Source organism: Enterococcus songbeiensis (genome assembly GCF_005405265.1).
Lineage (GTDB): Bacteria > Bacillota > Bacilli > Lactobacillales > Enterococcaceae > Enterococcus_C > Enterococcus_C songbeiensis.
Window position 1 is genome coordinate 89,728 of record NZ_BJDS01000001.1, and the last position, 14,157, is coordinate 103,884.

Below are 14,157 nucleotides of genomic sequence, written 5' to 3' on the forward strand. Positions count from 1 at the left end.
CTATATGTCCTTTTTCTGTTGTCTTTTTTTATAAATCCAAACTGCTCCTGCTAGAAGGATCAGTAGAAATCCGATAATTGAAAAGGTGCGAACCGCTTCTTCGCTTGTTTTTGGGAAATATTTTGTGATTCCCGGTTTATCTGTTTTTTCCGGTGTCGATGGATTTGCGGGTGTTGCAATCTCCGATGTACCTGACCCATCTGACGCTGTTCCGGTATTTTCTTGTTCGTTCACTATTTCTAAAGGAAGTGGATTTGCTAAATCAAAACTACCTTTTTCAACCGTAAAGGTGACCGGTGATTTGTTTAAAATATAGCCTTCTGGTGCGTTGGTTTCGACTAGTTTATAGGTGCCAAAGGATAATCCTTTAATCAGAAACGAACCATTTTTATCAGAAGTCAAAACAGTTACGTCTTCGGTTTTCTTGTCTACCCAATGATTCTCTCCATTGATTTGGGCAAGATACTTTCCAGCTTCATTTCGAATGACAAAGCTGGCATTTGTTAGACCTACACCACTTTTTCGATCGACTTTAATAAATTGTTTGCCTCCAGTTTGCGCGCTGATTTGCGCACTCCCATTCATCGACGAATTTTTGCCAAGATTTAGCTCCACCGTGTTATCAAAGGATAGCTCGTCTGAATTTCCTTTGAGCGTCATTTGGTAGCTGATGACGACTTTCTGATTGCTATAGTTGGCTAATATTTTCGGAGATGAAGTCAAACGAAACCCATGTTCAGTCGTTTTCACTTGAAAGACGTCAGTAACTTTTCCATCAAGAGTTACTTTTAAACTTTTAGTATCCAACCATAACTGGCTGTCCGCCGTATCTTTGATAGTATAGCTATCAAAACTCGCGATACTTGCTGGAATTTTAGTTGAAACGTTAAAGGGAATCGAATCCCCATATTCAAAATTTGTACGATTTCCAACAATTTCTTTTTCCAATGGTGGTGACTCGTAAGCAACCTGTTCATTTTTGGGGTACAGATGAATGTTCGTCAAGACTTGATTGTCTGTTGAATAAACAGGCAAGACGACGACCAAGGGATCAGATTTTTTATCCACATTACTAGGTGCATTCGTTTCAACAAATCGATAAACGGCATCCCGCCCCTTGGTATCTTTTGCCGCTGCGGTAAATACCGCAATCCCGTCTTCGCCATTTTGCGTAGCTGTAACTTTTTCTTCTAATAATTTGCCAGAATCAGCGGTTTGCGCTAGTTGTTGTTGCGCTTCTTCAATACTCTTTCCAGATGCCCTCAAGTCGTAAAATTCCTCAGAAACATCGTACAAGGCAAATGTAACATTGTTTAGCCCCTGCGCTTCTTGCAACATCGATGGTTTATTCGTGCCATCATTTGGCAGCTTTTCTGGTAATTCACCATTTTCAAACAATAATTTGTGTAGCGTAAAGGTGATTTGCGATTCACTGGCGGAAACTGATTGAGAGAACGCTTGCAAACCCAGGGGTAGTAGCAACAGTGTCGCTCCCAACATAATCCTTTTGTAAAAATTTCTCATCACGCCTCACCTCCCCGGTTTCGGTAACTGAGGTACAGCCCACCAATTCCGACAAAAGTTAGTCCGGTAAGAATGAACGGCAGTATTCCGATTCCACCAGTTGAAGGAAGAGGTACGGGCGGTGGAGTAATCGTATAGATAGCTGTGGAAACCGATTCAGTAATCACAAAATTCTTCAAAATTTCAAGTTTTGTTTGTCCACTATCGCTAAATGTCACTTTGTACTCGCCGACCCCCACTGCCTCTGTGTAAGAAAGTGGGGTATTATCTGAGGTCAGATATTTAAAGTCTTCAAAATTCCATGTAACAATGGGTACCGCTGTATTCCCTGCCCCCCCTCCGAAGGTTACCTCGGGTACAGAATCGATTGGTTTTCCGTCCTGTGGTTTTGTTCTTTCACCAGAAAGTTCAACCGTGACTGATGCAGGGGTGATTGTATAATCTCCAGCCGAAAATGAACCAGTTGAAAAGCTGTAGCCAGGATTTAAATTGGTTAGATTAGCTAATTGAGTTGTGTCCAATTCCTTGATTGCTCCATTTAAGACTTCATCATCATCTAAAGCATTTGGGCTTACATAATTAAATGAGTTATTCGACGAATATACGTCTTTAATGCCATTTAATGAAAGAGAATTACCATTTTCATCTTTAAATACTAAATGTTCGTAATCCTTTGTCTCATCATCGGCATCGTCACCATCGGCAATACTCTTGCCATCATTATCCAGTCCGTTATAGACCTTGGTTGCTGAAACAGTTACCTTTACTTTTTTTTTGTAGTACAAGATATAAGTAGATATGCCGGGATTAAAGCTAACTTTTGTGGCAGCCTCATTTGCTTTGTCTAAAGAATTAAAAGTGTATCCATCAATACTTACCGGATCATCTGTCAAATCAACTGTATCATCGCCTTCTGTAAGTTCTACTTCAGAGAGAGATAGAATCTCTGTTTTAAAATAGTCTCGATGTTCTACTTTAATTTTCTGTGTTCTAGCTACATAAACGATAACTGACAACCCATCTTCAGTGTATTTAAATTCAGTTGGTTGTGTAGTTCCATTACTTAAAACCTTCGCTGGCGCTATTTTATAAGAAGTGTTGTTTTTTGCATTGTACTCTGCCAATGTTTGGATAACTGTTTCATTTTTTGTTAAATCCTCTGTTGAATTAATTTTATTTGTCGTATTTGCTGTTAAATTCTTCAGCTCAGTTTCGGAATTATTACTATCGATATAGCTGATATTTGCTGAATATGCTTGAACGTAGTTGAACGTTTCAAATTGAATCGACTGTGTATTATTGTTTTGTCCGGTTGAAGCAGTAATCATGAAGTTCATTGCTGCTTGGTTACCAATCCATGCAGTTAAATCCTTTGACCATTCTTTTTTAGAACTTTCTGGGCCATAAGTGGCATTCATTATATGTGTAGTCCCATTATAAGATATGCTGAACGGTATACTCGCACCTTTTGTTAACGCTCCTAAATCCTTTGCTGAATCTACGTCTGTGGAAACCTTCCAATTATTTGATTCTACATTGTGTACAAAAGCACCAAATTGTTTAAAATTTGGATCATCATAATCAGAATTTCTATACGTATCGAACTTAAATCCAAAACCATTTTTCAACCCACTAATTCCCAGCCCGCCACCTGTTTGTCCTAGTCCGGTTTCATCCGCTGAGTAAAAAGCAAAACCGATTCCATCAGATTGTCCAGTTGCGTTACTACCATATAAAGTGATATTCCCTGTTAATTCAAAATTGTTCCCCATATCTATGCGGTTATTTAATTGCATATAGCCGGCCTGCCACCATGGAATATTGCCATCGCTATTAACAATTTGCTTTGTGTCATCTTAGGTTAATGTGATTAAACCAGTCTCAGAATTATATAGTGGTTCCCATGTAACCTTGTCACCAGCCTTTCCTTTAAATGTAAAATAGTTTGGAACCACATCTTTTGTTATTGTCACATTTCCAGATATATTCTCCGCCCCCACTGCCGTAACGGTTTGCGGAATCCCGGTTTCTTCATATACCTTTTTCGCAGAATCTTTCGCATCTTCAATTTCCTTCTCACTAGGGTCAATCAGTTGCACATTTGATGACGCTTCAGATATTTCTGTTGTGGAATTTGTTTCAGTCATACTTTTTGTTTCACTATTTGAAGTACTGGTTTCCGTTGTTTCGACAGATTTAACGCTTTCATTTGACGATGAACTGCTCTGTAGGTTTTCTTGTGTCAATTGACTGGTTGTGGTGTCACTGAGAGTTGTAGCGATTACATTTTTCGTCGTACATGTGCTAAGAAGCAATAAGGTTACTCCAAAGAGGCTTCCAATTTTCCACCAAGTTTTCAGAGAAAGCTGTCTGTCTACTTGCCGAGTGTTCTGCCTTTTTGGACGGCATGTACTACTAGTTCTTTTCATTGTCTTATCACATCCTTTCGTTGCTAATAAAAAATTGTATTACTGAATTCGTTTTTTCTTATTGGCTGATTATAACAATTTTTTTAAGCTTGGAGTCGTCATCTTTTGACACATCCGCGACAATTTATGACAACATTTCAAATAATTGAAGAATTTTGATTAATAAACGAGATTTTGTTTTTTATGAGAAAATTCTTTTGATTTATTTCTACTTTAACTAATTTTTTCTCATTTATTTGAATACTAATTACTTACTTAAATCGTCAAAATAAAAAAACTAGCACATTCCTCTAAATCCCAAGAGCGTACTAGTTCTTTTTTCATTTAATTGCTTATTTTATTCTTCTTCATTTTTTTCTTTCTTTGATCAAGGCTTTAAATGCCAGATCATTTAAGTAATGAAAAGGGGCAGTATACTGCGGCATAAAGGTAAAATTATGGACGGCTAGTTGTCTGAGGTCAACTTTTTCGGACAATAATGTCGCAGCGACATTCAAATCATCAGCCATAAATTCATCGCTGACTAATTGGAAACCTAACACCTTTAATGTCGCTTTCTCGTAAACAATTTTTGCATCCACATAGGTTTGATTTTTGCTGAATTTGGTTTTTAATGGAAAAGTTTCTCGAAATCCTACCGCTTGAAAACCAAACAGCGGCGACTCTTCTTCCGTCAATCCGGCACTGCCTAAAAACTGATCAAAGACAAAAGTTGCGCTAGTTTTGTGCACTAAATCACCATTCACCGGCTCCCCGCAAATATTCATTGCAGCAGCCCGACCCATTCTCACGGCACGATTAACTAAAGGCATAAAAATTTGTGTTCCGTGATGGGGATAAATAATGGGAACGATATCGCCAATAGCAAAGATATCGGGATCACTGGTGCGGCAAGCAGCATCATCTGCGACGGTGTTGTCGATATTCAAGGTTACGATGTTTTCCAACAGCTCCACATTTGTATAAATGGAATCAGGGAAAATCACCATATCCACCGGCAATTCACGGTTAGAAAGTTTGACTGCCTCAATATGTTTTTTCACGATTTTATAGTCTGTCATCTGATCGAAGGGAATCAGTTCAATCTCGGAGTCATTCACCCGTTCCCGCAGATTTTGGACCATTTCCTGATCAAAATAGCGAAAAAGGAGTTCTTGAATGCCATCTAATAGGTAGACTTTTTTTCCTGAATGTTTCAAGGAGTCTGCCAGTTCCATGCCAATATAGCCGGTACCAATAATCGCAATCGTCTGGGAATTTTCAATCGCTTCTAATACACGATAGGATTCTTCGATGGACTTATAGGAATAAATATTATCCACACCGGGAAAATCCCGGGCAACGATCCAAGGGGAGGTTCCGGTGGCAACGATTAATTTGTCATATGTCATCGTGAATGGGTTTTCTTCATCCTCCACGTACTGCATGCTGATTTTCTTTTTTTGGTTATCTATCTTGGTAACTTCAATTCTCGTAAGTAATTCCACGCCACTGGCAGTAATCTCACTGGCTTTGGTGGTGGCTTGTCCTAACTCATCAATAATACCGTTAAACAAAAGGTTGATACCATTGGAAATAAATCCTAATTCTTTTTCTGTTCGTTTGTCGATCAAAACAACTTCATGCTCCGGGTCTAGTTGCCTGATCGTGAGCGCTGCGGTTATCCCACTGTGGGAAGCGCCAATAATGATGGTTTTCATTGCAGGTTCACCTTCAAATTTATTTTATTTTGATAGTTTTGATAAAGAAAATTTTCTAAAATAGGAAAATCAATATTGTGTTCGATGCTTAAAAGGGTGTAAACCGGTACTATTTCTGTCATCAGTGCATCAGAATCTTTGTAGGTGATAATCGCATCATACGTTCCACCACGACGAAATCGGACAAAATTTGCCTTGATTCGGTGATTAATTCGTTCTTCGATATTCTCGATAATGATTGTGTTCATGGATGCCTCAAAAGGAAAATCACAGCCTACCTGCAACACGATATCCAACTCATTGTAGATGGCATGAAGCAAGACCGTGTAACGATTATGGAGTTCTTTTTTGACACTTTCAGCATAAAAATTCTTATTCCCGATTTTATCTGACTGGACCAATGCGAAGATTTTTTCAGTCATGTGGTCCGTTAATTGCTGCAAAGAAAGATTTGGCACTTGTTCCAGCCGTTCTTGCAAGTTGGTATTGCCCCAAATCGAGAAAAAGCTTGGAAAATATAGTGCTTTGTAATGGACTTGCAGCAACGTAAAGTAGACCTTTTTTTTGAGCTCATCTTTCAATAAGCTTGGGTCAAAGTGGGTATACAATTCCTCCAAAAAGGTCTTGTCCATCTGATCAATTTTTTGATTTGATTTTGCAATTTTAATTAAATCCTGTACGTGAGAATTGTCTAACTCTAGTGTATAGTTTGCGATCATAAAAAGATAGAGGTATTCGCTTTCGCTTTGATTCCACTGGAAGGCATACCGACTGAAAAAGCGAATAAACAAATCTTGCAGACCAACAAAAGCAGAGCGATTAAGGTCGGTAAACAGCTGTTCCGGCAAAGGGAGTTCGTGGCTGACTTTTGTATTCCGGAAGCGACATTTCGTGATATACAGCCAGATACAAAGTTTCACTTGTCCTTCTTCTGTAAAAGGATAATCCAGATTATTCTCTAAAAAGGACAGCAGGTCTTTTACTGACGGATTCACGAATTCATCGACATTTACTTGGTAAGGATTGCCAAACCAGAACAGTTGAAAATAAAAGTAGCGAATCGCAATTTCTGAGCCTTCGATTTTTCCCTGATGGATTTTCACATGGTATTTATTTAGAATGGCGTTTAAATCCCGAATTTTTCTCGTTAGGGTGGACATGCTGATGTTCATCATTTCAGCCAAGGTGCCATAGCTTACCTGTTTTGACGTCAGTAGATGAAGCAGAATATGATATTTCAATGAGCGCTGCAAAAAGCTATAGATGATTTTTGTAAAAGAGATTTGTTCATTAATGACCAATCGGATAAGGTTTTCTTCATCAACCACTTCTACTGCATTGTCTAATCGAAGAAGATTTGCCTGTAATTTTTCCAAATCTTCCTTCAATGTGCTTCGATTGATGTTGAGCTTTCGTGCTAAATTTACCACGGTAATTCCTTCAGAATCCGTCATTAGAACCCGTATGATTTGTATTTGCCGCTGTTCACCGACATCTAGAAAATCAGTCGTTCTCAAAAAAATCATCCCCTGCTCTTAGCTACTTTGTTTATCTGATTATACCTCACACTCCCTCTTCTGGATAAATTTTTTATAAAAAAACTACAATTTATTTAATTCGACCCAGCAACGAGCAAAAAAATCTGCCTATAAGTGTCCTTGTCATTTCGAAATCAAAACGTCTTATTCCGCAATCATTATAACTGAAATCTTCGTTTGCAACTGGTCATTTTTTAGTCTCTAAAAAGGAATTTATGACTAAGAAGAATATTTTCTCATTTTTCTGACAACTATTGAGCCAAAAAGAAGAACAAGCAAAAATTTCTTTGCCTGTTCATAGAAATTTATCTTGGGATGTAGATAAATTTTATACTTATTTTGTTAAATAAATCGTTTGGCGATCCGTTTCAACGGAACGGCACGCCCAACAAGATAAACCAGAATTGTTTGGATGGGCAGCATCACGAGAACTTTCGGGATTCGTACCGACCAAATTGCCCAACTGGTCAATGGCAGATTTGCTGTGATTGCCAACCAAATTGGGGTTAGAATCAAACTGATCAAAATCGTGTTTGTCAGGACACATAAAAATGCCCGTACCCATGTAATCTCCTTTTTATAGAAGTAAAAACCGTAAACCAATCCTCCGACCAGCGCATTGATGGTAAAACCAATGAAAAATACCCCTGTCGGAAAAAGTGCCATGCCGATCAGATCCGCCAGCACTGCACCGATTGCCGTCCAAAATGGGCCAAATAAAATCGCCATAATCATTTCCGGGACAAAGGTGAAGGTGATTTTTACCAGTGGGGTGGAAATCCCCAAAACTTGTGACAAGACGACCATCATAGCAATCAATAATGCCATGATTACGATCATCCGTGCGTCGATTTTTCTTTTCATACCTAGCATCTCCTTAACGAGCTGCTACACAAAAAAATATGCAGCGAATGCGAAAACAAAACCGCGGACCATAGTCCTTCGTCCGAGAGGCAACATCCCATCCTCTCAGCACTTAACGCTTTATTTCCTACTCTGTTTTTATTAGGCAATTTGCCTACCGATACTATAGCATGGAATATGTCGTGACACAATTTAAAGAGACTACTTTTGCTGTTTTTTTTGAAACTTTCTGAAAAAGAAGATGATTCGTAAGCCTACTGTCTCACTTCACCAAATACAGCGACTGACTTCCCATGCTTTCATAAATTTTCTCTAAATCACTTTTGGCTATTTTTCGATTTTTATGCCCATAGGGATCGTTGACGTACATTGTTTCTTGATTGATTCCGGTAATCACTACAGAATGAATCAAAGGGGTTACTTCAATTCTGCCAGAGGTGGTTTGCCAATACCAAAAGTCATCTTCGGTTGGGACTTCAAGTTCCACCGTTGCAAGAATCCATACGGGTGTTCCTTTTCTTACCCGTTCTGTAATTTCCTGAAAAGATTCCTCTGAGCCGCTTTTAACTTCTTCTTTAACGATTTTTTTTGCAACCTTGGCAATTGGTTCTACCCAGACGCCCATCGCTTCATCCCCACCGTAAATATTCCCCACAAATCCTTCTCGAGGATCCCCACGATGTATCTCATCCTCATAAAGAGGCACGTAATCCAGAAGTTCTGCTAATTGATTTTTATCAACTTGATACCCATAAAATTGTAAAAGCATCGACAACGCCGTCACCTCACAGCCATTTTCCAATGCCGGCTCCGTAAATTGATTTTCCAAAGGAACGTCCATCAGGCTGGCTTCCGGTGAGGATTCGCTTGTTGCTGTAGAACTTAAACGAGTGACAGGTGTTTCTTTTGGTTGAGACTTCTGAGAAAAAACGAAACCACCGGTAATTATTAGTGCTACGCCGATCACGAGCACAAGCCATTTTTTCTTCACGTTGTCCCACCTCTTTCTTATATCACTTTTTTATTTTAACAGCTAATGTAAAATTGCGCATTTTTTCAGCGATAAAAAACCTCCGCTATTTCTGAGAATAACAGAGGTAAATTATTTTTCATTTATGCGATTGGCTTCATCGATTGTATCTGGGTTTGTTTTGCTTTGGAAAAAATCGGCAACGTAAATTGTTTGCTTAGCACTCCTGCCACAAAATAAGCCAGTGAATAGTCGATCATACTGTGGATTAGACCACCGATTCCCATGAGGACAAAGAAGAAATAAAAGGCACCGCCCTCAATTGAGCTTGCGGGAACATTACCGACAAAGTTAAAGGCCATGACAACCAGCATCTCTACAAACGCATGCAGTACACCAATAACTAAATTGAAGGTTTGAAAACGCAAATTGAATAAACTGACCTTGCCGTTTTGCATGACGATGCCCGGATGTTTTTGTAAGTAAATCGCTCCGGCAATAGCAAAAACAAGATGGCTCAACGCCCGCAGCGTGATAATAATTGGCAAACCTGAGATCAAAAACCCAAATGTCGTGCCTAAAGCAACTGCCACTGCGATGCCTGGTGAAAAGAACATGGCGATAAACAAAGGCACATGACTTGCTAACGTAAATGATGCCGGACCGATGACGATTTTTGGCATGACCATCGGAATCATAATACCCAATCCAATCAACAAGGCACTGATTGTTAAGTGGCGTACAGAATTTTTTTTCATTTTTTTCTCCTTTTTACTAGTGAATTTCCTGACAAACATTTTTTATTTTTTCTTTCAACTGTCAAGACACCTGAATGTCATTTATTTTAGATGGAAATCTTAAATGTGTCAAGACACTTGTCTGGTTTTCTTTCAAAAAAATCCCCGAAAATTCTTCGAGGATTAATGGTTTTATTCAAATGCTTGCGTTGCTTTGACGGCTTTTTTCCAACCGGTATACAATTTTTCCCGCTGCTCTGCGCTCATTTGGGGTTCAAAACGCTTGCCGGCTTCGTAAAATTCACTAATTTCGTCCGTATCCTTCCAGTAGCCGACAGCCAATCCGGCTAAAAAGGCAGCACCTAATGCCGTTGTTTCTAAATTTTCTGCCCGTTGAATTGGTACATTTAAAATATCTGACTGAAACTGCATCAAGTATTCATTATTTGCCGCCCCCCCATCAACTTTTAAAACAGGAATCGTGATGCCGGTATCTGCTTGCATCGTATCCACGATGTCGCGAACTTGATAGGCAATGGATTGTAAGGTGGCCTTGATGATATCTTCTTTGGTGGTGCCTCTAGTCAAGCCAAACATTGCTCCTCTGGCATCCTGGTCCCAATAAGGTGCCCCCAAACCAACAAAAGCCGGAACAACGTACACTTCGTCCTCACTCGTGGAACGACGGGCAGCCTCCTCTGAATCGCTAGCTTTTTCCAACATTTTCAATCCGTCTCTTAACCATTGGATAGAAGAACCGGCAACAAAAATCGATCCTTCCAATGCATAATAGATTTTACCGTTGATTCCATAACCGATTGTCGTTAATAAATTATTTTTGGAAATCTGTGGTTTTTCTCCGGTATTCATTACGATGAAGGAACCTGTGCCATAAGTATTTTTTACCATGCCGGGTTCAAAGGCCATTTGTCCAAACAGCGCTGCCTGCTGATCACCTGCCATACCAGAGATCGGCGCTTCTCCCCCATAAAAATGGTAACCTTGGGTGTATCCATAAATTTCAGAATTTGAAGCAACCTTGGGCAACATCTCCCGAGGAATATTAAGCAGTGTTAAAATTTCTTGATCCCAGTCCAATGACTTGATATTGAACAACATCGTTCGACTGGCGTTGGAATAATCGGTTACATGGGCTTGCCCGTCGGTTAATTTCCATACCAACCAAGAATCAATCGTCCCAAACAATAATTCTCCTTTTTCCGCCCGCTCTTGCGCACCATCTACATGATCCAAAATCCAACGAACCTTGGTGGCTGAAAAATAGGCATCGATCACTAATCCGGTCTTTTCGTGAAAGAATTCTTCGTACCCATCCGCTTTCAACTTATCGGCTATCTCTGCCGATTGTCGGGATTGCCAAACAATTGCATGATAAATCGGCAGTCCAGTCTTTTTATCCCATACTACCGTTGTTTCGCGTTGATTGGTGATACCAATACCTTCGATTTGATCAGGTTTTACACCGGACTCAATGAAAGCTCCGGCAATCACTGATTGAACAGAATTCCAGATTTCATTGGCATCGTGTTCGACCCAACCATCCTGTGGAAAATATTGGGTGAATTCTTTTTGGGAGCTGCCGACATGTTGTCCTTTTTTATCAAAAATAATTGCTCGGGAGCTGGTCGTTCCCTGATCGATTGCCATAATATAGTTATTCGCCATTTTTTCTCTCCTAAAACTATTTTCTCTGTTTGTATCTTACTACGTTTATTTAGCGCGAGGCAACTTTTTTGGGAATTTGTGGTTGGTTTATCAGCAGATAGTTATACTTCTTATAACTAGTTAACAAACGTCTATGAATGACGAAAAAAACGGTCTGATCGTCTATTCCCCAGAAGCACTCCTAAAAAAAATATAACTAAAAAAATGGTAGGAGCGATTATGCTACTCTACCATTTTTTTGTTTTCTACCTATTTTTATGAAGGTCGGCTGTTTTCCAGTGCATTGCTCAAACGGGCAAATTCTTCTAAGGAAAGAGTTTCGCCCCGTCGTTTCGGATCAATTTCTGCTGTGGCAAGACTGTTAATCAACCATTCTTTGGTGGCATCATCTTTGCCATAGCTATGCAAGAGGTTGTTCCACAACGTTTTTCGTCGTAATTGAAACGAAGCCTTCGTCAATTTGAAGAATTCTTTTTCACTGGTGACGGTCACTGCCGGTGTTGTTCGGCGGGTCAATTTTAAAATAGCGGAATCCACATTTGGCTGTGGTACAAAAACCGTTTTAGGAACAATAAAAGCCAATTTTGCTTCCATAAAATATTGCACTGCGATGGACAACGAGCCGTATGCTTTAGTTCCTGGTTTTGCAGAAATTCGATCTGCTACTTCTTTTTGCATCATAACCACCATTTCAGCAACCGGCAACTTTGATTCCAAAAAGTGCATCATAATGGGGGTAGTGATGTAATAAGGCAGATTTGCCACAACTTTGATGGGGTATTCTTCCTGAAAATGATCCGCCACCGTTTCTAGATCAGCTTTTAGTACGTCTTGATGGAGAATCGTGACATTGTTGTAGGCTGACAATGTATCTTCCAATACCGGAATCAACCGATCATCAATCTCAAAAGCCAAAACTTCCGCCGCGTTTTTTGCCAACTGTTCTGTTAATGCACCGATTCCCGGTCCGACCTCAATTACATTGGTCGTAGTATCAATTCCAGCTGTTTCCACGATTTTTCGTAAAATATTCGGCTCCGTCAAAAAGTTTTGACCGAGACTTTTCTTAAATGTGAACCCATGCTTGGCTAAAATATCTCGTGTTTTTGATGGTGCTGCAATTTCTCGAGTATCTTTCAAAAAGATTCTCCTTCCTTTTTCCCCGCTATTTCCTTGCTTCAGCTAGTTGCTCCTCAACTTTTGCCATTGCCGCAAGAAATTCTTCTTCTGTGATTCGAAACATCTGCAGTCGTTTTTCCAGTTGTTTGCTGTTGGTATAACCGATGCGCAGCTCGTCTCCGAGTTTTTCTCGTCGCTGTTTGGCATTCGTACCCGCTATTAAACCATATTCCATCAGGCGTTGTCTACTGATTTCAGAGACGGTATCGCTAGCCGGTGTCACGATTTTGTCCAATGCCTGCAAGATGGAAGCATCACTGGCATGCTCAACGCCGAGACTATTGCCACGTTTTTGCGGTGCTGCTTCACTGCGGGGCAAGAATGCGTGCTTAGCATCCGGCACAACTTCCATAATTTTTTTACGAATTTTTTCACCAGAAAAATCGGGATCGGTGAATACGATCACACCACGTGTTTCTTGCGCCAGTTCGATTTGTGCCAAAATTTCTTCATTAATTGCAGAGCCAATTGTTTCGATGGTATCTGCATCAACAACTTCTTGAATTCTGCGGGTATCGTCTTTTCCTTCAACGACAATGATTTCTTCAATTTTTAATTTACTCATTAATCAATCCTAAACAACCGATGGGCGTTGCCACGCGTCTGATTGGCAAGTTCTTCAAAAGGTACCCCACGAAGCTCAGCAATTTTTTCGACAACATACCGAGTATAGCCGGGCTCATTGCGCTTGCCGCGATAAGGAACCGGCGCCAGATAAGGCGCATCTGTTTCAACCAATAATTTATCCAACGGCACGATTTGTGCTGCCTCCTGAACATCCGTTGCTTTTTTAAAGGTAACCACGCCACTGAAAGAAAGGTGCATTCCCAGTTCTAAAAAGCGTTTCGCCCATTCGGCATCACCACTATAGCTGTGCATGATTCCACCGATATCTCGGACATCTTCTTCCTTCAAAATTTGATAAGTATCCTCAATAGCTTCCCGCATGTGGATACTGATTGGCAGATTCATTTCTTTGGCAATGGCGATTTGACGGCGAAAAACCTTGTCTTGAACTTCTTTCGGATCTTCCATCCAATGATAATCCAAGCCGATTTCCCCTAAAGCAACTACTTTTGGCAAGGTTAGTTTTTGTTGCAGGTCTTCTTCGATTTCTTTGCTGTAACTGCCTGCTTCAGTTGGATGCCAACCGATTATGCTGTAAATGAAAGGATATTTTTTGCTGAGGGCTAGACTTTTTTCAATCGTCGGGGTATCAAAGCCGACAACAGCCATTTCTGAAACCCCCAGTTCTTTTGCTCGCTGGATAGTTTCTGGGATATCCTCATTGAATTGTTCGGCATTTAAATGAGTATGAGAATCAAAAATCATCTCTACTCCTCCTTTGTTTTCGTAATAAACTTTCTATACTAAATCTTCGTTTTCCCAAACACTTGTTGGAAGTACTGTCTTCTTTTCCTCTCTAACTTTAGCATATTTTCAAAAAAATGAAACCTGTCGCGCCCCGATTCTTACAAGCAATTTTATAAAATTGGAAGTAAAAAACATCCGTCTGGAGTTGGATGTTTT

12 protein-coding genes and 1 riboswitch are annotated in these 14,157 nt (G+C 39.9%); all 12 genes read right to left on the reverse strand.

Annotated elements, in window-relative coordinates; translation table 11 throughout:
- The gene (locus FFM66_RS00475; RefSeq protein WP_137604703.1) at positions 1-1,524 is read right to left on the reverse strand and encodes a SpaH/EbpB family LPXTG-anchored major pilin; all 1,524 of its coding nucleotides are present in this window, start codon (positions 1,522-1,524) and stop codon (positions 1-3) included.
- The gene (locus FFM66_RS00480) at positions 1,524-3,365 is read right to left on the reverse strand and encodes a lectin-like domain-containing protein (RefSeq protein ID WP_307723013.1); all 1,842 of its coding nucleotides are present in this window, start codon (positions 3,363-3,365) and stop codon (positions 1,524-1,526) included. The genes FFM66_RS00475 and FFM66_RS00480 overlap by 1 nt, the downstream gene beginning before the upstream one ends.
- Positions 3,366-3,380: 15 nt before the next feature.
- Positions 3,381-3,839, reverse strand: coding sequence for a hypothetical protein (locus tag FFM66_RS00485; RefSeq protein WP_137604705.1), 459 nt, complete (start codon positions 3,837-3,839; stop codon positions 3,381-3,383).
- A gap of 461 nt (positions 3,840-4,300) precedes the next feature.
- Positions 4,301-5,653, reverse strand: coding sequence for an FAD-dependent oxidoreductase (locus FFM66_RS00490; protein ID WP_137604706.1), 1,353 nt, complete (start codon positions 5,651-5,653; stop codon positions 4,301-4,303).
- Positions 5,650-7,170: an AcpB/EbpR/MafR family transcriptional regulator gene (locus FFM66_RS00495; protein WP_171000759.1), complete on the reverse strand. Its 1,521-nt coding sequence runs from the start codon at positions 7,168-7,170 to the stop codon at positions 5,650-5,652. The genes FFM66_RS00490 and FFM66_RS00495 overlap by 4 nt, the downstream gene beginning before the upstream one ends.
- Positions 7,171-7,533: 363 nt before the next feature.
- The gene (locus FFM66_RS00500) at positions 7,534-8,064 is read right to left on the reverse strand and encodes a folate family ECF transporter S component (protein ID WP_171000760.1); all 531 of its coding nucleotides are present in this window, start codon (positions 8,062-8,064) and stop codon (positions 7,534-7,536) included.
- Positions 8,065-8,094: 30 nt separating this feature from the next.
- Positions 8,095-8,192, reverse strand: a riboswitch (THF riboswitch).
- Positions 8,193-8,317: 125 nt separating this feature from the next.
- The gene (locus tag FFM66_RS00505) at positions 8,318-9,046 is read right to left on the reverse strand and encodes a C39 family peptidase (protein WP_171000761.1); all 729 of its coding nucleotides are present in this window, start codon (positions 9,044-9,046) and stop codon (positions 8,318-8,320) included.
- A 122-nt stretch (positions 9,047-9,168) separates the two neighbouring features.
- Complete coding sequence (locus tag FFM66_RS00510) at positions 9,169-9,783, reverse strand: hypothetical protein (protein WP_048604285.1); 615 nt, start codon at positions 9,781-9,783, stop codon at positions 9,169-9,171.
- 171 nt (positions 9,784-9,954) lie between these two features.
- Positions 9,955-11,448: a glycerol kinase GlpK gene (gene glpK, locus FFM66_RS00515; protein WP_048604286.1), complete on the reverse strand. Its 1,494-nt coding sequence runs from the start codon at positions 11,446-11,448 to the stop codon at positions 9,955-9,957.
- A 255-nt stretch (positions 11,449-11,703) separates the two neighbouring features.
- A complete protein-coding gene (rsmA, locus tag FFM66_RS00520; RefSeq protein ID WP_137604708.1) occupies positions 11,704-12,588 on the reverse strand; it encodes a 16S rRNA (adenine(1518)-N(6)/adenine(1519)-N(6))-dimethyltransferase RsmA in 885 nt (294 codons plus the stop codon).
- A gap of 25 nt (positions 12,589-12,613) precedes the next feature.
- Entirely contained in the window at positions 12,614-13,192 is a 579-nt protein-coding gene (gene rnmV / locus FFM66_RS00525) for a ribonuclease M5 (protein ID WP_048604288.1), read from the reverse strand.
- Entirely contained in the window at positions 13,192-13,959 is a 768-nt protein-coding gene (locus FFM66_RS00530; protein WP_137604709.1) for a TatD family hydrolase, read from the reverse strand. Before FFM66_RS00530 ends, rnmV begins: the two co-directional genes overlap by 1 nt.
- Between the last annotated feature and the right edge of the window lie 198 nt (positions 13,960-14,157).